Origin of the sequence: Exiguobacterium sp. S22-S28 (assembly GCF_043359615.1) — a bacterium.
In the GTDB taxonomy this organism is placed as follows: domain Bacteria; phylum Bacillota; class Bacilli; order Exiguobacteriales; family Exiguobacteriaceae; genus Exiguobacterium_A.
The window spans coordinates 291,313-313,554 of record NZ_JBHFFC010000030.1 but is presented as its reverse complement, the minus strand read 5'-3'; the positions used below and the strand labels follow the sequence as shown (position 1 = coordinate 313,554).

The following is a 22,242-nucleotide window of genomic DNA, read 5'->3' as shown; positions in this document are numbered from 1 at the left end:
CTTCCGACAGAATTCTCAGTGAAGCGTGACGTAGCTGGAAACAACCTTCCGACAGAATTCTCAGTGAAGCGTGACGTAGCAATCAACAACTTGCCGACAGAATTTTCGTTCAAAAATATCGTTTAAGAGTTGGGTTGTTCATTAAGTTGAATATAGTGCATTTTATCCGAGATAATAATTTCTTTGTATTCGTTCATCCCTAACAAATCAAAAAGTAAATAGGCTTTTGTATATGCCTCTTTTATATCTGAAAAGTCTGCATAACTGAACTCTAAAGCAGAAGCTTTTTGAAACAGTAATTGTCCAAGTAAGGACATGTCTTTAAATCTTAAGCTGTCGTGAATTCCTTCTTCAATGTAAATTAATGCTTCAGAAATCTTATCCATGTCGAGTAGGATTTTAGAAAAGTTGTATAAAATCCTAATTCGATCAATCATCAATTCGTCGTTATCAAAATTTAATTTAAGTAATTCCTGATAGACCGATATTCCGCGCTTAAAACTTTTATTTTCATAATACATCGTTGCAATTGCTGACTTTAATCGGATTAGCATTTTAGGAGAATAATAGGTTGTGGAATAGATATCTGATAGCTTTTGTAATTCGACGATGCAAGTCCGGAAATCGATTTTCTTTAACCGATATGAGGATAAGTGAAAATAGTATTGATAAAGCAGTGAAGCTTCTTCTGTAAGGCGTAAAGTTGTTAAAAGATGTCTAGTCTCATTATAGATTTCTTTATACTTTAAATTTCTGAATTTCATCAATAACGCATCGTCTATCGTCCGTAATGAATCGTATTGTTCTGTACGATCTAAAAAAACGGTCATTGGTACCTGTAGCCTTCTTGATAAAGCAAACAGCAAATCAACGGTTGGAGAATGTGTTCCACTTTCAATCTTACTGATTTCCGCTTGACTGCAAATCCCGTTCGCTAAATCCTTTTGTGTCAGATTGTGCTTCTTGCGAAGGCGGCGAAGGGCGAGACCAATCTGCGGTGACGTGAATTGATCCATCGGATTGTGTCCTTTCTGTCCACTGGATTTGAGAAAACGATACCCTTTCTTATTATAAGAGGGAACGGAATCGGATACCAATCTTTTCATTCAAAATGTCGTCAACGTGTTGTTCACCATCCAAACGAAAGAAAGGGGTACACCTATGAATCTCACCTTTAAAGAATCGCGACGTACGATGACATCTTACGGTTGGTGCTTGAATACTGCCAACGTATCGGTCGCACCCTTGGCAAGTCGTGAAATGGAACGTACTACACTGCAAACAAAACGTGAATTGAAAACTTCGAGATGACGTCACTTCACGACGTGGCTTCATTCCGTTCCCGGTATGAAGTCTTTTTTTGTAAACGGAAACCGAAAGGAGCACGATGATGATCGGACTGACGATTTTAGCTGAAAATGAAGGCTGGTTATACCAACTGGATCCGAACGATGCGCTGATTGCATTTTGTAAGCAACATCGATTTACGATGGATCGTTATGATTACGATCAGCATACGTTTTTGGATTTACTGGACTACATGGAATTTCAGGAATTCGAACATTATTTGTTTATCCTACATGGTGCAGGAGAACGCACATTGCGACTGGTCGCGTATCTGCAGCAACGAATGCTTCATGTTCAATTTCATTTGATGAATGATCAAGGAGACGTTCTGTTTGGCGATCCGTATTTCCTTGAAGGAAATGTACCACACGTCAAATCCGGTTTTTCTAAACAACCGATTGAATTACAAAATGCCTTGATGTCTTTATTTACCGGAGTCTATCCGAATGCGACATCCCGTCAACCGCAACCGTTGCGTCACGTCTACGTCGAAGAAACGGATTTATTGAATGCCATCGAACCGGAATTGTTCGATCAGATGACGATCAACAGTGTAGTGTACATCGATCAACCGACGCGCCATGACTTGCCAGTCATCGAGCTGATGAGTCGGACACCGGTCTTGATCGCCTTTTCCAATACCTTACCGTTTCACATCAAAGACCGGTTAGCGACTGTTGATCGTGAGTCGATTCAAAGGGCTTTTCAGGAGTGGCATGAGACGAGCATCGTCTCAAATCCGGAACGTCGGATGGGGATATTGGATTATGCAACACTTGTCGGGATGGGTATCTCCCACCGGTTGTTCCTTTTTCAAGACGGTGTATTCTCAGACTATGGAAAAACAAAACCGCTTCATGTAACGTCTGATTTTAATTTTTTTCAGATGCAGGAACAACAATGGATGAAATCGAATGCCTTGGCTCCGTTGCCAGAACTGGTCTTATATCCGATCTTGTTTCAACTGGCTTCCGTTTTTCAGGGGGAAAGCCGGTTCGTTACGCCGTACAATGAATATGAGCTTCCACGGACCAATGGAAAAATCGGACCGCTGGCGATGATCGGGATTCAAAATAACGAAGGTTGTTTTACTTTTGAACTGGTGACAAACCGACTGTTCGAGACAGATGAAATGTTCCTCGCGATTTTGGAGGCCGATCAAAAAGAACGCTTTGATATCTTGCCGGAACGGCTTGGTGCAGACTATGAATCTGCGGTTCAGGCGTATAAGGAGTTGATTTATCGTGGATAAGCCGCCGCTGTTTGGTCCGTTTTTACGAAAGGGAAGCTACTCCCGTGTACAAGTACTTGAAAATTTATTCGCGGATGATCACTTTGCGGCACTGTACCAAGAGACTTCGATTCTATCGGAAGTTGATGAGCTGATGTTGTACCGGCGTTATCTACGGAAGGAAGACCGTGTCTTGCTGTATGGAAATTTATCACCATATCTATTTAATACATTGTGTGAAGAAGGATATGATTTGTATCTCGTCGAACCAGAATTAAATCGAATTACAGGAATCGCTGAACCTTATTTATACCGGGTCTATGGTCTCAGCAATGACTTGATTGATGTGTTGGGAGACGGAGTTTTTCATAAAATCATCTTGCCCGGAACGACGATTTCCCGATACTCAAGGGGGGAACTGTTACTCTTTTTCCGGAATATCCGACAATTGTTGGCAGTCAACGGGCAATTACTCGTCACAATACACAATGCCGACTATTTGAAGCAACATGTCCAACCCATTGCTTCACGCCGTATGCAGGACTGCAACGTGTTTTATGGACAACGGGTCGAGAAGAGCCGACTGATCTTTAATTTATATTTGAAATCAAGACGTGAAGAGAAAGTCAGCTACTTGGTAGAGTATTTATACGAACCGGAAACGTTGTTTGAATTTGCTCAACTCTCCCGTTATAAAGGACGTACGTTGTACTCGGGGAAAAGTGTTAGTATTTTAGAACTAGATAAAATCGGCTGATTCGGGATCATATCAGAGAGTGGACTTACATCCATTCTCTGTTTTTTTATAAAGAAAAGATGAAATTCTAAGAATAAGAACAGGAATATTAAACAAGAGCGAGAATTCTTCTTCTTAGACAATTTCTTTAGAGATTCTGACGTACTAGTTTAACTAGGTCTAAAGATAGGGTATTGGAAAAGAGGTGCGTATTAGTCAGGTTTACGATATCATGATGAAATCGGAGGGCTATAAACGTTATGGATGAACATATGACCCGAGAAAAAGCCTTACAGGCCAGTTGTGAATCTTTTACTGAAACCTTGTTTCCGGAAGAGTCTTTTGAACTGCTGGATCATAGGATTCTTCCCGACGCCTTCGGTAAAAGCGGTACACATCTCACATTCAGATCGGACAGACGAGAGTTGAAGTTCAGCTTCGTCAGTCAGGCTCACAGTCGTTTTGAACGTGTATTTTTAGCTGAAAAAACAGCAGAATCGCCATTTTTCAGTCGAATATTGGAAGCCACATATGAAAATGGTCAGTTGTACATCCATCATATTTTAAAATCAGATTAACCGTATAACGGAAACACGATGAGACATGTGCAGGAAAAATCCTGCCCGCTTCTCATCGTGTTTTTTAGATTTCGATGGAGTGCAGTCCATGTTGAAGGGCTTGATCGATGGAGGTGGCCATATGGTTCCGGACTTCTTGAGTGAGAAGGCGGCCATTAAAGTAAACTTCCGGTGAAAGCGTCAAGTGGATAAGGATGTCTTCTAACACTGGTTTGATGTCCAGCGGTTGAGACGTCTTCGAGGATTGATCCATGAATTCTTGTAGAGATGGGTGTTGGACATACTGGGGGTCAACTAAATCAATCACGGTCGTGTTTAAAGCAAGGGCCAGCCGTTCCAGTGATTGGGCATTTGGCATACGTTGACCACGCTCATACGCAGAAATGGAAGTGACATTTTCTCCACATTGTTCTGCTAAATATTTTTGTGTGTACTTATGTTGTTTCCGCAACTTCATGATTTTCTTTCCGAGAGTTCGTTTCACAGGACTCAACTCCTATTCTTGCGTCTGGCTTAATAGTACTAAATAACCACTTTGATTATATTGCAAACCTTTGAAATGTAAAAAAAAGTTTTGCTTAAAAAATAATTGCATAATTATGTACAAGTTAGACGGGGTTATTCAGTTTTTTTACCGTAAGGCACAGGTGAGGGAGGAACTGAAAAAGAGACCATGCTATTCTAAAATGACCAGCTTGAAGGAGGAAAAGAAGAGTGAAGAAAATACCATGGTCCGGTTATGTCACGCTAGTCGTTTTACTTATTTTGTTTATATCCAGTTCAATGCCGTATGAAGAACAGTCGTTAAAACCCGGTTTATCCCGGTACGTGAATCTCAGCTTCGCCGATTACTTTCGGTTCATTTCGTTTGATTACAACGGGGAAGTCAGTGTCGCAGCGCTTGGTGCGTCAGGATTCGTCGAGTTTTTTATTCGCAAGGCGGCGCATGTTTCGACTTTTATCGTTCTTGGTGCAGCACTGTTTGATCTCATCGTCCGTTCGGTTCGTCCGTCTGTTCTCGCCGCACTGTTTGCCTATACGGTCGCCATTACGATTGCTGTCTTCGATGAGTTTCATCAAATCTTGACCGGTGGCCGGACCGGATTGATTCAGGACGTATTACTCGACGGGACAGGCGCGCTGATCGGGATTTTCATCTGTTTGTTATTTTGGAAGAAAAAGACAAATTACAAATTTTTTCGTAGGTGAGTCTTCTGTCCTAGAGAATTTCGAAAAGAAGCAGGTTTTTTAGAAATCAGGTCGAAACTTAAAGACTAATCGCATTTATTAAAAGGAGTGAATCGTATGCCATCCCCTCATCTATTAGTTACGAGTGCCGGGCGTCGTGCCAAACTCGTCGAGTACTTCGTGAAAACGTTCGAGTCAGGACGTGTCAGTACAGCGGATTGCAATCCGTTGGCTTCCGCCTTATACATGACAGAGCACCATCATATCGTACCGCGTATAGATGAGACGGATTACATCGATCACTTGCTGCGGCTGTGTCAGGAAGAAAGAGTGACCGCGATTTTGACATTGATTGATCCGGAGCTTGTCCTACTGGCTCAAGCGGCGGAGCGTTTTCAAGCAATCGGCGTGACGGTCGTCGTCTCACCGGAAGCAGCTTGTCAACTCTGCTTTGATAAATACATGATGTATGAATATTGTCTGGGCCAAGGAATTGCACATGCGAGAACATACGCCTCGTTCGAGACGTTCCAACACGCGCTCATCTCAGGAGAAGTCCGTCTGCCGGTTTTCGTCAAACCGCGTACCGGGAGTGCGAGCATCGAAGTCCGGCAAGTCGAAACCATGGAAGAAGTCGAACGATTATTTTTGAAAAATCAGGATTTGATTGTCCAAGAATTATTAGTCGGTCAAGAGCTCGGTGTTGATGCGTATGTCGATCTGATTTCCGGAAAAGTGACGTCGATCTTCATCAAAGAAAAATTGACGATGCGGGCAGGAGAGACGGATAAAAGCCGCTCCGTCGTCCGGGAGGAGGTCTTCGAACTGATTGAACACGTTTTGGAAGACTCCGGATTAACGGGTCCACTTGATTTTGATCTGTTTGACGTAGCGGGTACATTGTATTTATCAGAAATCAATCCACGCTTTGGGGGCGGATATCCACATGCTTACGAATGCGGCGTCGATTTTCCGAAACAGTTGCTTCGAAACTTGATGGGACAAGTCAATCCTCCGCAAATTGGCCAGTATGCAAGTGACGTCTACATGCTGAAACATGATACGGTCACGTTGATTTCAGCAACACAACTGCAGCAAATCAAGCGGTAGAATACACGAAAAAGAGGAATGGATTTCCGGTTGGAGTCCATTCCTCTTTTTTTGTGGAGTGCTGTTAAGAAATGGAGACCCGGGACCGCTTTAAGCATTGCACGGCAGACGTCCAGCTTCCGAATAAGGCATTGATGGTCGATGTGCTCGGAACAGATCGTCCCTCTGCCCACTTCCGGTAATGAATGATACTAAGTGAGGGAAGCTCGCGCTGTGCCTGTGTCAATGCCTCCAGTACATCTTCCTCGACCCATTTCCGGCGGGGGGGTGCGATATCGAGACAGGCTAGCGCATCGACCCAAGAACCATATTTTCGGGCAATCGTCGCGACCGTCGGATGTCCGTTTTCCTGCGCCCAAATCGAATAGGTTTGGGTCGTCAAGCGGGGCAGGACGTCCGATGCTTCGAGAAGCGCATTGATGATTCGTTCCTCTGTCATACAGATCGAACGTGTCAATTCAATCTTTGCTTCCTCAAGGGCCCGTGACCATGACCCGAATCGGAGGTTAATTAATGTCAACGAAGGTCCATGTTTTGCTTTGGCCCATTCCCGGTAACTGTTGCTGTGGAACGGATGAAGACGTTCTGAGGCTTCCTTGATGAAAGCGAGAATCTCCTCATCCGAATAGTACGGCCGGATGGAAGTAAGTCCTGCTGCCTGCAAGGCTTCACGCCACGAACCAAATACGTTGATAATCGTCGTGATGGACGGAATTTCTTTTCCGTTTGACCAACGGGCATAGGTTTTAGCGTCGAGAGCCGGATAAACGATACTCGCTTCAATGAGGCTGTCAATGACTTGTTGTTCTGTCCATTTCTTCATGATGTCATACCCCTTTCGTGTAGGTGTTCGTCTAGGTGTGGGTACTTTCTTGTGAGGTCGTGCGACGGCGTGTCGCATAAATCAAGAAACTGAGCCAGATGAAGTAAAAACCGCTGGGACGAATCAAAACACTTTCTGTGAATTGTAACAACAGCAACCAGAGACTAAGCAACAACAAGATGACGGATAACGGATCGTCGTACCGGTAATCCCGAATGAACCGGACAAGTATCAACAGGAAAGAGGCTGAATAAAGCAACAGTCCTAAGAATCCGAGTTCATACAGATAGACGATGGGTGTACTGTGAAACGTATAAAGAGTACTTGAGCCAAGTTGCTGCTCAAGACCAACAGCAGAAGAACCGAGACCGTGTCCGAACCAAAACCGATCAGTGGAAGCAGTCAGACCAGCCTGCCACAATTCGCTCCGTCCATTCAAACTAATCAATTTTGTCAACAAAGGACGATTGAAGGATAACGAAACCATCAAGATAAAGGCACCAAGCAAATATAATCCGGTCACTTGAAAGCGTAAACGACGTTTTGGGATCAATAGCACAGTCATCAATAAAGCAAGAAAACAAAACGAATAGATTCCTGTTTGTGAAGCACTCCGTAACAATCCTGCGAAAATGACGAGCAGTCCTGTTGCGGATAAGATAAATTCACGACCGGTCCGACGAGCGATAGACCGGAGGACAAACAGCCAAATGACGAGACCGCCGGGAACAAGCCATGCAGCCAGCGTATTTGGATTATTGGTCAGACCAGCTGATCGGAGAAAATTTCCCTGCTCTCCGACGTAGAGTTGGGACAGCGTAACCGGACCAATTCGCAACGACTGGATGTTCTCAACCGGAACATAGTGTCGTCCAAATGAAACGAGTAAGGCATAAGCAGAAAGAAATAAGGCCTGATACAGAAGAATGAGATTCAGCAACTGAAACCAACGGATGAAAGGATCAAGTGTGAGTGACAGGACAATGATGACGAAAAGCCATGTCGTAAACAGAAGGAGTAAAGACAGCGAAGAATCGGTAGCTGGACGAAAAAAGAAGGCGATGCCGTGAAACGTGACATATAGTAAAAACGAAGTGACTAGTCGTTGCGTCAAAGCACGGGACGGGAAATACAAAGGACGGGTAACGAGATAAAAACCAATAAAGAAGACGAGATACATGAGTATAAACCAGACATTCCAGTGATGGGGCAGAACTTCGTCCGTAAAGGAAAGAGGACGTGTCCATAAATCGATAGCAATCCAAAGGGTTAGGATGAATAAGCCAAACGATTCGGGTATATTGACGGATTTTAACATCATTACTAATACCTATCCACCCTTCTTATAGGACTTATTACCGATTTTGACGATTTTTAATCATTAAATCTGTATTTACCCTTAATTTAATGGAAATCATGCAGATGAAACGAATGATTTTGAAGAAGTGACGATTATTTTTTTGTGAATGGTCTTTTTTTCGTGAAGCAATCTTCTGCGATGAACTAACAATACGCAAACATGATGAGTCGTCAAAAAAAGATAATCATTTCCATCAAGCTCTAATTGTTTTGCCAGTCGTTTGGAAATAAGGTGAAAGCATAACCAGTGTCCATCCAACATGTCAGGTAGCGAGAAAGAGGTGAACCATATGAACTCCATTCATCAAAAAAAGACATTCGGTGACCATGTGATGACATTAAAGAAAGGGTGGTGGGTGCTCTGCTTACTCGCTCTTCTCCTAGCGGGTGCCGGATACGCCGTCAGCACCTACGTGATTCCTCCGACGTATGAAGCCACTGCTTATATTTTGGCTGTTCCTGAATCGAATGCGGAAGCGGCATCGACGACGACTCTTGTCAGTACCTACCAAGATATTTTAAGAAGTCCGGAAGTCATCGATCAGGTCGCGAAAAAGATGGATGTAACAGACAAACGGATTTTCGATTTGACAGACCGTTTGACGGTTTCGAGTAATCTGGATTCTCAAGTTATCGCCTTATCGGTCACGGATCGATCGGCGGAACAAGCCGCGATTCAAGCGAATACGATGACCGAAGTGTTCCAGGACTATGTGCCGCAACTGATTAAAACAAGTAGTACGGAAGTGTTCTCGACGGCACGGATTCCGACGAAACCGGTCTCGCCCAACATCTTGATGAACACAGCGATTGGTGGAATTCTCGGACTGTTGTTCGGACTGTTGATCGTCTATTCCCGGGCACTCGGAAAAAAGTCGGTCACTGAAGCAACAAAAGAGACGCCTTATCCGCAAGCTGTCAGTCGTCCCAGCCGTTCTTGATTTGAGAAAGGAGGAGCCCATCGTGCCAACCCCGCCGTTTCATCAGTACCGCCGACATGTCAAAATCGGTCTGTTGCGACTGATTGACGCTGCTGTGATCATCGTATCGACAGTCGTTACGTTTTACTTTTTTAATCCGCTTAATCTGACTGCCCACTTCGAGTTGGTGGATGCTATCGAAATTGCCGCCATTCAATGGGTCGCTTTGACACTCGTCGCCCAGTGGATGCGATTTTATCAAATCATTTGGCGGTATGCCAGCCTGCGTGATTTAGGCGTATTGCTCGTCGTCGTCGTTGCCAGCAGTTTTGTCCTTCTTGGGCTCGAATACGCTCTATTCGATTTTGCTGTTGAACGGGCGGTCTTTCTTCAAACCGGGTTGGTGCTGAACGGGATTTTGTTCGTCCGACTGTTGATTCGCGGACGGAGTTTTGAGTTGAAACGAGAAAAGCGGACACTTGGAAAACGGACGTTGATCATCGGTGCCGGTGCATCGGGACAGATGATTACAAAAGAGTTGAAACAGAAGAAGGCTCATATATTAAATGTCGTCGGGCTGCTGGATGATTTAACGGAACTTAAAGGGATGATGATTCACGGTGTACCGGTCGTCGGAACGATTGATCAACTCGAATGTTTGATCGATGAGTATAAAATCGAAGCAGTCGTTCTCGCTATTCCGTCACTCGACTATCCGAAGCGTGTCACCTTGCTGAACCGGATCAAACAGACGAAAGTCGAGGCCCATACGTTACCGATGCTCGTTGAACTGGCTTCCGGGAAAGTATCGGTTAATCAAATCCGCGAAGTCTCGATTGCCGACCTGCTCGGCCGTGAGCCGGTCGAACTGGATATTACAGAAATCGAAAAAAGTGTCAGTCAGGCTACGGTGCTCGTCACTGGAGCCGGCGGGTCGATCGGCTCCGAAATTTGCCGGCAACTCGCAAAATTTAAGCCCTCGCATTTGGTGTTACTCGGTCACGGAGAAAACAGTATCTACCTGATCCGCCGGGAACTCGAAGCAGCGACAGAAGGCATCACTTTACATTCCGTCATTGCCGATGTGCAGGATGCAGACCGGATGATGGACGTGATGCAACGTTTCAAACCGGATCTTGTCTATCATGCCGCGGCTCACAAACACGTTCCGCTGATGGAAGACAATCCGAGCGAAGCGGTCAAAAACAACATTTACGGCACGCGCAACGTCGCTCTTGCCGCCGAAGCGGCCGGTGTCCACCGGTTTGTCATGATTTCGACCGACAAAGCGGTTAATCCGACCAGTGTGATGGGAGCGACGAAACGAATCGCCGAGATGGTAATCCAACAAATCGCCCGGAAAAGTAAAACGACTTTTGCTGTTGTCCGGTTCGGCAACGTCCTCGGCAGCCGTGGTTCAGTTATTCCGCTTTTTAAGGAACAAATTGCTAACGGGGGTCCCGTGACGGTAACGGACCCGGCGATGACCCGTTACTTCATGACGATTCCGGAAGCGAGCCGGCTGGTCATTCAAGCCAGTGTTCTCGCGGAAGGCGGTGAAGTATTTGTCCTTGATATGGGAGAGCCGGTCAACATTACGACGCTCGCTCGTAACCTGATTCATCTGAGTGGTTTTACGGAAGAACAGATTCCAATCGTCTACAGCGGAATCCGAAAAGGAGAGAAATTGTACGAAGAGCTGCTGGCGACAGAAGAAGTCCACGAAGAACGGGTCTTTGAAAAAATTTTGGTCGGGAAAACACGACCGTTCGGATCGATTGACCCGTACTTGCGGGAAATCGCAATGACAATCGACGATGAGCAGGCTTTACGGACATATCTGCTTGAAGCGACGAATCGAACCGATCTAGTGCCGATCACAATTCCGCAGTCGATCCGGATTGCCCGGGAATGAAGGGGGGAGACGATATGAAATCAACCCGGCAACTTTCGCGGTTCAACTTGATTTTCATCGCCGATACAGCATATTCGCTTCATCAATGGATGATTTTGACACTCTTGATCAAATGGAGTACACCGCTGAACATCGGTTATTTCAATTATGCCCTTGCTCTGACAGCACCGATCGTCATGTTCTGTTGGCTGAATGCCAGTACGATTCTGACGGCCGAACGATCAGGATTAAAAAATTTTAATTTGTTCATCAAAACCCGTTTTTCTTTGCTGACGGTCGGTGTCTTCGTCTTACTCGTCGTCTACTACTTCTTCGGAGAAGCCGATATTTTGTGGCTGACGTTACTCGTCTATTTGAACAAATACATGGAATCGTTCGCCGATCTCGCTTACGGATTCCTGCAAGGTCATATGGCATTCAAGGAAGTGGCCTTATCGAAAATCTTCCGCAGTCTCGTCAATGTATCGGGAGCCGCCTTGATTTTGTTTACGACCCATTCGATTCACGGGTTCGTGCTCGCGCTCGTCGCCGGGAACTTGGTCATGCTCGTCCTGTATGACTTACCGACCGTCCGGCGGATCGGTCACGGTTTTGAGAACCAACAGATGAGTGAACGGTATCGAACCGGTCGCCAGTTGTTTTTCAAGGCTGTTCCACTGGGCTTCGTCGCCTTGTTGATTGCGTTGAACGCCAACATTCCCCGCTTGTTTGTCGGGCAAGCCATCGGGACGGAGGAACTTGGCTACTATGCCAGTATCGCTTATCTTTTGGTCCTTGGCAGTTTATTTATCCACTCACTCGTCGCGGTTTTGTTACCGAACTTCTCGTCTGACAGCGGGGAACGGCAAAGTCTGCCGGAACTGCGGAAGCTGACCCGCTCGATGCTGCTCATGACGAATGCAGTCGGTATCCTGTTGATTATCGGATCCATTTTCTTTGGAAAGTGGGGGCTGACGATTTTCTACAATGCTTCGTTCGTTCAGTACCACACGATTTTCGTCCTGATGATGGTCGCCTCACTCTTTTTCTATAACTCGACCGTCATTCAAGCCTTATTGACCGGATTCCAACAGTTCCGAATTCAGACGATCGCCATCTTCGGTAGTGTCGTCGTCAATCTCGTCGCCTGCAGCCTCTTGATTCCACTGTACGGTTTGTACGGGGCGACGACAGCGTACGGTTTATGCGCGGTCACCCAGATTGGACTACTGATTCCTGCACTCTATCGTTCACTCTATCCACGTAAACTCGCACTCGCCATCGAACAAAGCAGCTGAAGGAGGGGAAAAGCATGCGGCCGATCCTGATTGTCATTGCCATCGAAGCCTTGCTCAGCCAATTGGTTCGACCGCTCTTTTGGACTTCTGAAGGCTATATCGCGACGCTTCTTGCTATCAATTCGATTTTACTGATGTTTTACCTCCTCCGGCAAGCTGAGACGACACCGCTGTTCTTGATTTTTGTGACTGCGTTTCTGATTCGTCTGATGTTGATGTTGGTGGATTTAGAGTTGTTTCGACTGCCGCCGCACAGCGGGGACGACACGGAAGCATTTCACTTGGAGGGATTACTGATTTATACGGATCCGACGATGTTTAATGAAGTCGTTCGGGGCAGTTATTCGAAGTTTCTCGGCATCTTCTATCTGGCGTTTGGTCCGGAACGGATGCTTGCCCAGTACTTCAACGTCATTCTCGGTGTGGTCTCGGTCGTCATCCTATCGAAAACGTTCTTCCTGCTGAAATTACCGATGCACTACGTCTTGATTGCGACCGGTATCTTCGCTTGTTTCCCGCAAGGACTGTTGCTGTCACCGATCCTTCTGCGGGATCAGCTGGTCGCACTCGGTATCGTCTATACACTCTATTACATGGTGCGTTGGACACTCGACAAGTCGGCTGTCAGTCTGACACTTGCTTATCTCGGTTATTTCATCAGTACGATGTTTCATTCGGGTCTTGCGATCGGGATTCTCGTCCTTCTCGTCTACTTCTCTTTTTACAACCATGAAACGAAACGTATGGATTTCGAAGCCTCTAAGGTACAACGCCTGCTCGTTCAGGTTGTGATTGTCGGTTTCATCGTCTATAGCTTTCAGGACGTATTGTTTGCGAAGTTCACCCATGTCTCGGAAAACGGTCAACTGTTCAGCGGAATGAGTTATGACCGTGGTGGATCCGCTTATCTGAACGGGCTGACAGTGACGGGACCGGGAGACATGATTTTATATGCACCGATTCGAATGATTTACTTCTTGTTTTCACCGTTCCCATGGCAATGGTCCAGTGTCATGAATATCGCCATTTTCTTCGCAGACGCTATTTTTTATCTTTTCTTATTCGGTCTGACGCTGGTGCATCTGAAATATTTAAGACAACACCCGCTGGGCAGTGTCCTGTTCTTCATGTTGCTTCTATTCCTCATCAATGCCGTCATTTTTGGTCTTGGGACAGGAAACGTCGGAACAGCCATCCGTCACCGGTATAAGTTGTTTCCAATGCTGCTGATTGTCTATACATCGATTCATCACATCCGCTATCAGGTGCTTCATCACTTCGAGGAGGTCGAGAAACGTGCAGAATAAGACGATTTTGATCACGGGAATAGCAGGATTCATTGGATTTCATGCGGCACGTCGCTTTTTGGCAGAAGGGTACCGGGTCGTCGGACTGGATGAAGTCAATGATTATTACGATCCGACTCTCAAGGAAGCGCGACTAGCGGAACTGGATCCGAGCCGGTACACGTTTTACCGGGTATCGCTGGAAGATACGGCAGCAGTGAATCAAATCTTTAAAACGGAACAGATTGATCTCGTTCTCCATTTGGCCGCTCAGGCGGGGGTCCGGTACAGCATCGATCGTCCGGATGTCTACATCACGTCAAACATCGTCGGTTTCTTGTCAATCCTTGAAGCCTGCCGCCATTATCCGGTCGAACAATTAATGTATGCTTCATCCAGTTCCGTTTACGGATCGAATACAAAGATGCCGTTTGCCGTGACGGATGCGGTCGACCATCCGCTCAGTCTCTACGCTGCTTCGAAAAAAGCGAACGAACTGATGGCCCACACGTACAGCAGTCTTTACGGAGTCAAGACGACCGGTCTTCGCTTCTTCAGCGTCTACGGACCATGGGGACGCCCGGACATGGCACTGTTCAAGTTCACGGAAGCGATTGCGAACGGTCAATCGATCGATCTGTACAACTACGGTGAGATGGGGCGCGACTTCACGTATGTCGACGACATCATCGAAAGCATCTACCGGCTGATGCAGACGGAACCGGTCGCTGATCCGGCATTTAATCAGGAAGATCCCTTACCTGACCGCAGCAATGTCCCGTATCGTGTCTTCAACATCGGCAGTCACAGTCCGATTCGACTGAACGAATTCGTCGCTTTGATTGAACAACGCCTTGGCAAAAAAGCCATCAAACACGAGATGCCGCTTCAGGCAGGCGACGTCCCGGAAAGTTTCGCCGACGTGACCTCATTGTTCGAAACGATTGGCTACCGTCCACAGACGACGATCGAAGACGGGGTTCACGCATTCATCGACTGGTATGAACGTCATTATCAGCTGAAGGAGGAAGTACAAGATGGCGCTTAAAGAAGAGTTCTACTACAAGTCTCCGATATTTATTCAGAATATTTTGACTTCTATTTACGGTAAAAAGCTGATGCAAGAACGTTATGGACCCGAATACGAAGCGAAAATGAAGGAACTGCGGGAGAAAGACCGGACGGTGGATTACCAGATCGAACAGCTCGAACGTCTGAATACGTTTCTCCTGTTCGTCCAAGCGCATACACCGTACTATCAAAAACTGTTTCAAGAGTATGATATCCGATTGCCGTTCACTTCACTGGAACAGTTGAAGACAATCCCAATCCTTGAGAAGGAGACGCTCAGGCAACAAAATGAAGCGTTCATGTCGAAGGTGGATGCGCCGGTCCGCGGCAGAACCGGCGGGACGAGCGGAAAGTCGCTCCAAGTCGCCTTCGTCCGCGAAGACATCCAAGAACGGATGGCGCATCTTGACTACTTTAAGGAGTTGCACGGCTTTTATTCCGGGATGCGTCGGGCGAGTTTCACCGGCCGGACGTTGACGGCAATCGATCAGAAAAAGCCGATTTTCTGGCGGATGAACCGACCGTTAAACCAACTGTTGCTGTCGATCTTTCACATGAAAGAAGAGAACTTTCCTGCTTATATCGCGGAACTGAACCGTTTTCAACCGGCGGCACTCGACGGAACACCAACGGCGATGCTCGAAATTGCCCAGTATCTACTCAGAAATAATCTCCGCCTTGCGTTTCAGCTGGTTGCGATCTTCCCGACATCGGAGACGGTGACACCGGAGATGCGGCGCCTGCTCGAAGAAGCTTTTCAAGCTCCGGTCTTTGACCAGTACGGTTCCTCGGAAGGAGCACCGATCATTTCCGAATGCCGGGAGCGAAAACTCCATCTGCATCACGAAACGGGGATCATCGAACCGTACGGAGAGGGTGGAGAGGTCGTCGTCACGTGTTTTACGACACGCGGAACACCGCTGATCCGCTACCGGATCGGCGACCGGATGACGCTCAGCGAAGAACGATGCAGCTGCGGCTTGAACGGTCCGGTCATCGAGTCGATTGACGGACGCGGGACCAGCTACATCGTCAGTGAAAAGCGCGGCAAAGTGTTTGAAGGCGACATCACGACGATCGCCCGCGAATTACCGAACTCAGTTCTACGCCTGCAAGTCGAACAATACGCATTAAATCAAGTGACGCTCCGGTACATTCCGGACGAACAACGGTTTGTCCCGAAACATGAAAAAATCTTATTACGCGAGATGCACAAGCTCCTCGGCTCCTCGATGCAGATCACGCTCGAGCCGGTCCGGCAGATGAAGCAGGAACCGAATGGGAAAACACTGATCGTCAGACAGTCGATGAAATAGGAGGAATCCATCATGAATAAGGCAGTCAAACACATCATAGATACGACAGCAGCCGAAACTCGATCACTCCCCATCGCCAACCGTTCGATTGCCGTCGTCGGTCTCGGATACGTCGGTCTTCCCGTCGCCGTCGCCTTTGGCGAAAAAACAGAAGTCGTCGGTTTTGATATCAAAGAGCAACGTGTCGCCGAACTGAAAGAAGGCATCGATGCGACGCTTGAACTCAGTCCATTCGTCCTCAAAAATGCAGATGTCGCCTACGTGACGGACGCAGCCGCACTTCACGCGAGCGACTTCATCATCATCGCCGTCCCGACACCAATCAATGCCCAGAATCAACCGGATTTGACACCGCTCCTCCGGGCTTCGCAGCTCGTCGGACGCCAGCTGAACAAAGGGGACATCGTCGTCTATGAATCGACGGTCTACCCGGGCGCGACAGAAGAGGATTGTATCCCGGTCCTCGAAGAAGCCTCCGGTCTGCAGGCAGGGGTCGACTTCTTCGTCGGTTACTCACCGGAACGAATCAATCCGGGCGATCATGAGCACACATTCAAGACGATCAAAAAAATCGTCTCGGCCCAAAATCAAGAAACGCTCGATATCGTCGCGGAAGTCTACGAAGCGGTCGTCGATGCCGGGGTCCACCGGGCATCGTCGATCAAGGTCGCAGAAGCCGCAAAAATCATTGAGAATACGCAACGGGACTTGAACATCGCCTTGATGAACGAACTGGCGATCATCTTTGACCGGATGGACATCGACACGCTCGAGGTACTCGAAGCCGCCGGTACGAAGTGGAACTTCCTGCCGTTTCGCCCGGGACTCGTCGGCGGACATTGTATCGGCGTCGACCCGTTCTACTTGACGATGAAAGCCGAATCGCTCGGTTATCATCCGGAAGTCATCCTCGCTGGTCGTCGGATCAACGATACGATGGGACGCTTCATCGCGACATCACTCGTCAAAAACCTGATCAAACAAAATATGCCTGTCCTTGGTGCCCGGGTCACCGTCCTTGGCCTATCGTTTAAGGAAAACGTCAGTGATATTCGGAACTCGAAAGTCGCGAATTTAGTCAAAGAGATTGAAGAGTTTGGAATTGAAGTCCAGGTCGCCGACCGGCTCGTCGCAAAAGAAGACGCGAAACGTGAATACGGGATTGATTTAGTTGATCTCGCGGAATTAAAACCCGCGGACGTTGTCATCTTCGCCGTCTCCCATGAAGAATACGTCGAAGGCAACTGGTTACTTGCGCAACACCTGCTCAAAGTCGGACGGGGTATCGTCATCGACATCAAAGGGATGCTGACACCGTCGGAAAAACCGGAAGGGGTGCATTTATGGCGACTCTGAAAATCCTTCAAGTCTGCGCGTTGGATACGACGGCAGAAACGATGTTACAACCATTGCTTCTGGCTCTTCAGAACGCCGGACACGATGTCGGTATCGCCTGTGCGGATACCGGGGCGGCAGCTAAACTCGCTGCCCGAGGGTTTACGATGCACGATATCCCGATTGAGCGAAAGATCGACTGGACGAGTAATTGGAAGACGATTCGCTCGATTGTCCAGATTCTAAAAGACGGAAAATACGACGCCGTACACGTCCACACACCGGTCGCAGCAGCACTTGGCCGGGTGGCGGCAAAACGGGCCGGTACGAAACATATCGTTTATACGGCCCACGGCTTTTATTTCCATGAAAAGATGGGGCGCGTCACGTATCAACTGACGTATTCGGTCGAGAAGTGGCTCGCCCGGTTCGCGACGGATTATCTGTTGCTCCAAAGTTCAGAGGACTACGAACTCGCCAACCGCAAACGCTTCAAAAATACGACTCGGTTGATGCATCTCGGGAACGGAATCGATTTGACCCGGTTTTATCCACGTCCACGTCAAGTGAATGCACCGTTTACGTTCTTGTTCATCGGGCGAATCGTGGAGGAAAAAGGGATTCTCGAACTGTTAAATGCGTTTGAAGAAGTCGTTGCCGTGCAACCGGACGTCCGACTCGTCATCGCCGGTGAAATGATGGCAAGTGAACGCGACCAGACGACCAAACACACATTTATGAAACGAATCCGGGAGATTCCAAATATCGATTATCTCGGTTTTGTCGAAGATGTCCCGTCTTTACTGCATCAAGTCGATGCCTTTGTTCTTCCTTCCCACCGCGAAGGTGTGCCGCGTTCGATCATCGAAGCGATGGCGACGGCGAAACCGGTCATCGCGACGAATATCCGCGGCTGCCGGGAAGAAGTCATCGACGGGAAAACGGGTTATTTAGTCGAGGTACAGGATGAACAGCAGCTGGCCCATCGGATGCTGCATCTTGTCGAACAGCCGGACGTTGCATTTGAGATGGGGCGGGCTGGATTCGAACGGGCGATGAAACACTTTAACGAAGCAGACGTCATCAAGCGGCAACTCGACCTCTTCTCGACCTTATAAAAAGGAGGACGCCATCATGAAACGGACATTTGATTTCACTATCAGTCTACTCGCCATCCTCGTCCTGTTGCCGGTTTATCTCTTCGTCGCGCTGTTCATCTATACGAAGCTCGGTCGCCCGATTTTCTTTAATCAAGTCCGTCCGGGCTATAAAGGCGAATTGTTCAAAATTTATAAGTTCCGGACGATGTCGAATGAAACTGATGCTGCCGGCCAGCTTTTACCGGACGCCGACCGCATCCCGAAATCGGTCGAATGGATTCGTCGCTTGAGTTTGGATGAAATCCCGCAGTTTTTCAATATTTTGCGGGGACAGATGAGTTTTGTCGGCCCCCGTCCATTGCTTGTCAGTTACTTGAATCATTATACGAAGGAACAAATGACCCGGCATGATGTCTTGCCCGGCTTGACCGGGTGGGCACAGATTCACGGACGCAACGCGACGACTTGGCAGGAACGACTGGAACAGGATCAATGGTATGCGGCCAATCAAACGTTTCGACTGGACCTGTACATTCTCTTTAAAACCGTAAAAATCGTCATCTTGTCAGAAGGGAACTCGACCGACCATCAGACCGGAATGGGTGAATTCAAAGGTCTCGACGGAGGTGTCCAGCATGATGTCGTTAAGCGATGAACGTGTGATTCATGACCGGTGCCAATGGGATGCGCTTGTCTCCCAGTACGCCTTGGATTGTTACTACGAGTACGCCTACTTCGAACTGGCAGAAGAACCGGAATCCGTACCGGAGATGTATATCCATTCTTTTGAGTTCGGCGTCCTGATTTATCCGTATTTGAAACGACGGATTCCGGGAACGGCGTACCAAGACATCACGACTCCTTATGGATACGGTGGACCGGTTTTCATCGGGATCTGGTCGATGGATCAAGTCGAAATGGTCCGGCAGCATTTCCTCGCTTACTGTCAGGCGGAGCAGATTCTCACAGAAACGATTCGCTTTCATCCAGTACTTGAAAACGACGAACTCGGCCGATTGTGGTCGAAAACCACGAATGTCCTACAACAAACAGTGACGGTTGAATTGACGGCATCCTACGAAACAATCGAAAGTCGATTTTCTTCGATGACACGCCGGAATATTAAAAAAGCTGTCCGGGAAGGTGTGACGGTTCGGGTAGGACGACGGGAAGATTATCTGACATTTATGCATCTCTATCGTCTGACCATGGACAAACATCATGCCGCCGCCCGTTATTACTTTGACGACCATTACTTTCAGCAATTTGCAGACGGGCGGCTTCCTGCTGAACTGTTGGTCGCCGAGCGGAATGGTTCTGTCATCGCTGCTTGTATCGTCCTGTACGGTCGACAATTCGCCCATTATCATCTCGGCGCTTCCGATCCGACCGAACTAGCCGCCCGACCCAATCATCTGTTGTTTGCTGAGATGATCCGCCGGACGAAGGAACTCGGAAAAACAGCCCTTCATCTTGGTGGCGGCACGACACGCGAGGTGACTGACAGCCTGCTCGCGTACAAGCGGTCGTTCAGCCCTCTTCAAACAAACTTTACACTCGGGACGTCGATTCTTGATCCCTTGCTGTACCACCAATTATCCGATCGACATCTGCAGGATCATCAACCATCAGCGCAGGGCTGGTTTCCGGCTTACCGGACGCCTGTCCGTCCGTTGTCACACAGAGGGGAGCAGACATCATGAAACACATCCCGTTATCGATCCCACATCTCAGTGGTCACGAACTGCCTTATGTTACGGAAGCGTTGGAAACAAACTGGGTCGCGCCGCTCGGACCGAATGTTGAGGCCTTTGAGGCCGGTATGCGTGCCTATACCGGAACAGTAGCGGCACTTGCGACAAGCAGTGGAACGGCGGCGATTCATTTGGCCCTCGCGACACTCGGCGTCACGAAAGAGGACGATGTGTTTTGTCAGTCGTTGACCTTCATCGCCTCGACGAACCCGATCCGGTACGTCGGTGCCCGGCCTGTCTTGATTGATTCTGAATCGGATACATGGAACATGTCACCGGTCGCACTGCGACGGGCGATGATCCAGGCAGCGACACGGGGACGGTTGCCGAAAGCCGTCATCGTCGTTCATCTGTACGGCGTCGTCGCTAAAATCGAGGAGCTTGCCGCCATCTGTGAAGAATATGATGTTCCATTGATTGAAGACGCTGCTGAATCACTCGGTTCGACGGTCAACGGTCGGATGACAGGTACGTTCGGAACGTTTGGTGTCTATTCGTTTAACGGTAATAAAATCATCACGACGTCAGGCGGAGGTATGTTGGTCTCAAATGACACCAGCTTGATTGAACGGGCATTTTATCTCGCGACACAAGCCCGTCAGCCGGTCCTGCATTACGAACACACGGAAATCGGTTTTAATTACCGGATGAGTAACGTATCTGCCGGAATCGGCCGCGGGCAGCTGGAAGTGATCGAGGAGCGGATCGAGGCACGGCGGACGATCTTCCAGCGCTACGTCCGGGCCTTTGAGACGATTCCTTCAAACCATTATCAACAAGAAGTGGAAGGCAGCCGGGCAAACCGGTGGCTGACGGCACTGATACTACCCGGTGGAACAGAACAACGGAATGTACTCATTCAACAGCTGCAGCAAAAAAACATCGAATCCCGTCCGGTCTGGAAGCCGATGCATCTGCAACCCGTTTACCGGGACGTTCCTTACATCACGGCAAACGAAGAGGATGTCAGCCGCCGTCTGTTTGAAGAAGGGATTTGCCTACCGTCTGCTTCCCAAATGACCTTTACGGAGCAGGCACTGGTCATCCGTTCGGTTCGGCAAGGACTCGTTGCAGATGTTCGACGGAATGTTCAGTTATGAATGTGTGGGAGGGAGACATCGTGATGAGCGACTTGGAGGAAGCGATTGAAGCACTCCGTCTCGCTGCAAACGGGAAAAATGAACTGACGGCAAATACCTATTTTCGCTGGCAACTGAATACCCAGCATCCGAGTGTCGCGGAAATCCTGATTTTATTCGGCTCTTGGCAGATTGCTCTCGAACGAGCCGGCATCGGCCATGTCCGGGTAGCTTTTACAAAATCGGATATCATCGAAGCGTTACGGGCGGCAAAGGAAGAACTGGAACCCTTCACAAGTGCGACATACCGTGAGTGGGCTCAGCAACATCAGGCGCCGAGCTTGACCGATATCGTCCATCAATTCAACTCGTGGCAGCAGGCATTGTCAGAAGCAGAAATTTTAAAAGAACGGGTGCAGGAGATGGAACGGCGGATCATCGAGTCCTTGCTCGAAGCACAGGAAACCTTACCCGTTTTGACGAGTCAAACGTACACGAAATGGGCAGTCGGAAAAAATCGTCCGACCGTGGCGACGATTGCAAGACGGTACGGATCGTGGAGCAACGCACTCGAAATCATCGGAATCGATCAGCCGAGGAAACGGTGGACGGAAGAGGAGGTTTTACGTGTTTTGCAGGAAGCAGCAGACGAACTGGACGTGCTGACCATTTCACACTATCAACAATTCAGTATGGGACGCGATGTACCGAGCATCGGAGTGATCACGGCGTTGTTCGGCAGTTGGAGTAATGCGGTGATGATCGTCCTGAACCAACGTCAATCGTAAATCGGCTTGATTCGAAGGAGAGAGGGAAA

The 22,242-nt window shown here is 48.1% G+C and carries 21 protein-coding genes; 17 read left to right on the top strand and 4 right to left on the bottom strand.

From position 1 onward, the window contains the following. Positions 1-122 precede the first annotated feature (122 nt). Positions 123-1,016: a helix-turn-helix domain-containing protein gene (locus tag ACHA8N_RS14410; RefSeq protein WP_167498321.1), complete on the bottom strand. Its 894-nt coding sequence runs from the start codon at positions 1,014-1,016 to the stop codon at positions 123-125. Positions 1,017-1,387: 371 nt separating this feature from the next. Between ACHA8N_RS14410 and ACHA8N_RS14405 the strand changes: the two genes are divergently transcribed. The 3 genes from ACHA8N_RS14405 (at position 1,388) to ACHA8N_RS14395 (ending at position 3,892) form a co-directional block, all read left to right on the top strand. After that, positions 1,388-2,599, top strand: a complete 1,212-nt coding sequence (locus ACHA8N_RS14405; RefSeq protein ID WP_393966125.1) for a hypothetical protein — start codon at positions 1,388-1,390, stop codon at positions 2,597-2,599. Continuing rightward, positions 2,592-3,335, top strand: coding sequence for a hypothetical protein (locus ACHA8N_RS14400; protein WP_393966124.1), 744 nt, complete (start codon positions 2,592-2,594; stop codon positions 3,333-3,335). The genes ACHA8N_RS14405 and ACHA8N_RS14400 overlap by 8 nt, the downstream gene beginning before the upstream one ends. 239 nt (positions 3,336-3,574) lie before the next feature. Further along, complete coding sequence (locus ACHA8N_RS14395; RefSeq protein ID WP_393966123.1) at positions 3,575-3,892, top strand: hypothetical protein; 318 nt, start codon at positions 3,575-3,577, stop codon at positions 3,890-3,892. A gap of 64 nt (positions 3,893-3,956) precedes the next feature. On the opposite strand, the gene ACHA8N_RS14390 is transcribed toward ACHA8N_RS14395, so the two are convergent. After that, positions 3,957-4,376 (bottom strand): helix-turn-helix domain-containing protein, encoded by a 420-nt coding sequence (locus ACHA8N_RS14390; protein ID WP_147510331.1) that lies wholly within the window; start codon positions 4,374-4,376, stop codon positions 3,957-3,959. Positions 4,377-4,606: 230 nt separating this feature from the next. On the opposite strand from ACHA8N_RS14390, the gene ACHA8N_RS14385 reads away from it, so the two are divergent. Both ACHA8N_RS14385 and ACHA8N_RS14380 read left to right on the top strand, forming a co-directional pair. After that, positions 4,607-5,101, top strand: coding sequence for a VanZ family protein (locus ACHA8N_RS14385; RefSeq protein WP_393966122.1), 495 nt, complete (start codon positions 4,607-4,609; stop codon positions 5,099-5,101). Between the two features lie 96 nt (positions 5,102-5,197). Beyond that, positions 5,198-6,190 (top strand): ATP-grasp domain-containing protein, encoded by a 993-nt coding sequence (locus ACHA8N_RS14380; protein WP_393966121.1) that lies wholly within the window; start codon positions 5,198-5,200, stop codon positions 6,188-6,190. 64 nt (positions 6,191-6,254) lie between these two features. On the opposite strand, the gene ACHA8N_RS14375 is transcribed toward ACHA8N_RS14380, so the two are convergent. Continuing rightward, positions 6,255-7,013: a homing endonuclease associated repeat-containing protein gene (locus ACHA8N_RS14375; RefSeq protein WP_147510333.1), complete on the bottom strand. Its 759-nt coding sequence runs from the start codon at positions 7,011-7,013 to the stop codon at positions 6,255-6,257. A gap of 31 nt (positions 7,014-7,044) precedes the next feature. Next, positions 7,045-8,334, bottom strand: a complete 1,290-nt coding sequence (locus tag ACHA8N_RS14370; RefSeq protein WP_393966120.1) for an O-antigen ligase family protein — start codon at positions 8,332-8,334, stop codon at positions 7,045-7,047. Between the two features lie 328 nt (positions 8,335-8,662). Between ACHA8N_RS14370 and ACHA8N_RS14365 the strand changes: the two genes are divergently transcribed. From ACHA8N_RS14365 to ACHA8N_RS14310, 12 genes are read left to right on the top strand one after another with little or no spacing between them, the layout of a single operon-like run. After that, positions 8,663-9,313 (top strand): YveK family protein, encoded by a 651-nt coding sequence (locus tag ACHA8N_RS14365; protein WP_147510334.1) that lies wholly within the window; start codon positions 8,663-8,665, stop codon positions 9,311-9,313. Between the two features lie 22 nt (positions 9,314-9,335). After that, positions 9,336-11,207, top strand: a complete 1,872-nt coding sequence (locus ACHA8N_RS14360) for a polysaccharide biosynthesis protein (RefSeq protein ID WP_393966119.1) — start codon at positions 9,336-9,338, stop codon at positions 11,205-11,207. 14 nt (positions 11,208-11,221) lie between these two features. Next, complete coding sequence (locus ACHA8N_RS14355; RefSeq protein WP_393966118.1) at positions 11,222-12,484, top strand: oligosaccharide flippase family protein; 1,263 nt, start codon at positions 11,222-11,224, stop codon at positions 12,482-12,484. A 14-nt stretch (positions 12,485-12,498) separates the two neighbouring features. Beyond that, positions 12,499-13,791, top strand: a complete 1,293-nt coding sequence (locus ACHA8N_RS14350; protein ID WP_393966117.1) for a hypothetical protein — start codon at positions 12,499-12,501, stop codon at positions 13,789-13,791. Next, positions 13,781-14,818 carry an NAD-dependent epimerase gene (locus tag ACHA8N_RS14345; RefSeq protein ID WP_393966116.1) on the top strand — a complete coding sequence of 346 codons (1,038 nt, stop codon included), beginning with the start codon at positions 13,781-13,783 and terminating at the stop codon, positions 14,816-14,818. Before ACHA8N_RS14350 ends, ACHA8N_RS14345 begins: the two co-directional genes overlap by 11 nt. Continuing rightward, positions 14,808-16,157 carry a phenylacetate--CoA ligase family protein gene (locus ACHA8N_RS14340; protein WP_393966115.1) on the top strand — a complete coding sequence of 450 codons (1,350 nt, stop codon included), beginning with the start codon at positions 14,808-14,810 and terminating at the stop codon, positions 16,155-16,157. Before ACHA8N_RS14345 ends, ACHA8N_RS14340 begins: the two co-directional genes overlap by 11 nt. A 12-nt stretch (positions 16,158-16,169) precedes the next feature. Beyond that, the gene (locus ACHA8N_RS14335) at positions 16,170-17,513 is read left to right on the top strand and encodes a nucleotide sugar dehydrogenase (protein ID WP_147510340.1); all 1,344 of its coding nucleotides are present in this window, start codon (positions 16,170-16,172) and stop codon (positions 17,511-17,513) included. Then, positions 17,501-18,610 (top strand): glycosyltransferase family 4 protein, encoded by a 1,110-nt coding sequence (locus ACHA8N_RS14330; RefSeq protein WP_393966114.1) that lies wholly within the window; start codon positions 17,501-17,503, stop codon positions 18,608-18,610. Before ACHA8N_RS14335 ends, ACHA8N_RS14330 begins: the two co-directional genes overlap by 13 nt. Before the next feature lie 16 nt (positions 18,611-18,626). After that, entirely contained in the window at positions 18,627-19,247 is a 621-nt protein-coding gene (locus ACHA8N_RS14325; RefSeq protein WP_393966113.1) for a sugar transferase, read from the top strand. Next, positions 19,228-20,295 carry a lipid II:glycine glycyltransferase FemX gene (locus tag ACHA8N_RS14320; protein WP_393966112.1) on the top strand — a complete coding sequence of 356 codons (1,068 nt, stop codon included), beginning with the start codon at positions 19,228-19,230 and terminating at the stop codon, positions 20,293-20,295. The genes ACHA8N_RS14325 and ACHA8N_RS14320 overlap by 20 nt, the downstream gene beginning before the upstream one ends. Next, positions 20,292-21,446: an aminotransferase class I/II-fold pyridoxal phosphate-dependent enzyme gene (locus tag ACHA8N_RS14315; protein ID WP_393966111.1), complete on the top strand. Its 1,155-nt coding sequence runs from the start codon at positions 20,292-20,294 to the stop codon at positions 21,444-21,446. The genes ACHA8N_RS14320 and ACHA8N_RS14315 overlap by 4 nt, the downstream gene beginning before the upstream one ends. Positions 21,447-21,469: 23 nt before the next feature. Next, complete coding sequence (locus ACHA8N_RS14310) at positions 21,470-22,213, top strand: hypothetical protein (RefSeq protein WP_393966110.1); 744 nt, start codon at positions 21,470-21,472, stop codon at positions 22,211-22,213. Positions 22,214-22,242 lie beyond the last annotated feature (29 nt).

Coding starts and splice junctions, on each gene's coding strand:
- ACHA8N_RS14365 (WP_147510334.1), top strand. CDS start 8,663: ATGAACTCCATTCATCAAAAAAAGACATTCGGTGACCATGTGATGACA.
- ACHA8N_RS14375 (WP_147510333.1), bottom strand. CDS start 7,013: ATGAAGAAATGGACAGAACAACAAGTCATTGACAGCCTCATTGAAGCG.
- ACHA8N_RS14325 (WP_393966113.1), top strand. CDS start 18,627: ATGAAACGGACATTTGATTTCACTATCAGTCTACTCGCCATCCTCGTC.
- ACHA8N_RS14350 (WP_393966117.1), top strand. CDS start 12,499: ATGCGGCCGATCCTGATTGTCATTGCCATCGAAGCCTTGCTCAGCCAA.
- ACHA8N_RS14405 (WP_393966125.1), top strand. CDS start 1,388: ATGATGATCGGACTGACGATTTTAGCTGAAAATGAAGGCTGGTTATAC.
- ACHA8N_RS14310 (WP_393966110.1), top strand. CDS start 21,470: ATGAGCGACTTGGAGGAAGCGATTGAAGCACTCCGTCTCGCTGCAAAC.
- ACHA8N_RS14355 (WP_393966118.1), top strand. CDS start 11,222: ATGAAATCAACCCGGCAACTTTCGCGGTTCAACTTGATTTTCATCGCC.
- ACHA8N_RS14370 (WP_393966120.1), bottom strand. CDS start 8,334: ATGATGTTAAAATCCGTCAATATACCCGAATCGTTTGGCTTATTCATC.
- ACHA8N_RS14380 (WP_393966121.1), top strand. CDS start 5,198: ATGCCATCCCCTCATCTATTAGTTACGAGTGCCGGGCGTCGTGCCAAA.
- ACHA8N_RS14340 (WP_393966115.1), top strand. CDS start 14,808: ATGGCGCTTAAAGAAGAGTTCTACTACAAGTCTCCGATATTTATTCAG.
- ACHA8N_RS14335 (WP_147510340.1), top strand. CDS start 16,170: ATGAATAAGGCAGTCAAACACATCATAGATACGACAGCAGCCGAAACT.
- ACHA8N_RS14330 (WP_393966114.1), top strand. CDS start 17,501: ATGGCGACTCTGAAAATCCTTCAAGTCTGCGCGTTGGATACGACGGCA.
- ACHA8N_RS14395 (WP_393966123.1), top strand. CDS start 3,575: ATGGATGAACATATGACCCGAGAAAAAGCCTTACAGGCCAGTTGTGAA.
- ACHA8N_RS14320 (WP_393966112.1), top strand. CDS start 19,228: ATGATGTCGTTAAGCGATGAACGTGTGATTCATGACCGGTGCCAATGG.
- ACHA8N_RS14410 (WP_167498321.1), bottom strand. CDS start 1,016: ATGGATCAATTCACGTCACCGCAGATTGGTCTCGCCCTTCGCCGCCTT.
- ACHA8N_RS14315 (WP_393966111.1), top strand. CDS start 20,292: ATGAAACACATCCCGTTATCGATCCCACATCTCAGTGGTCACGAACTG.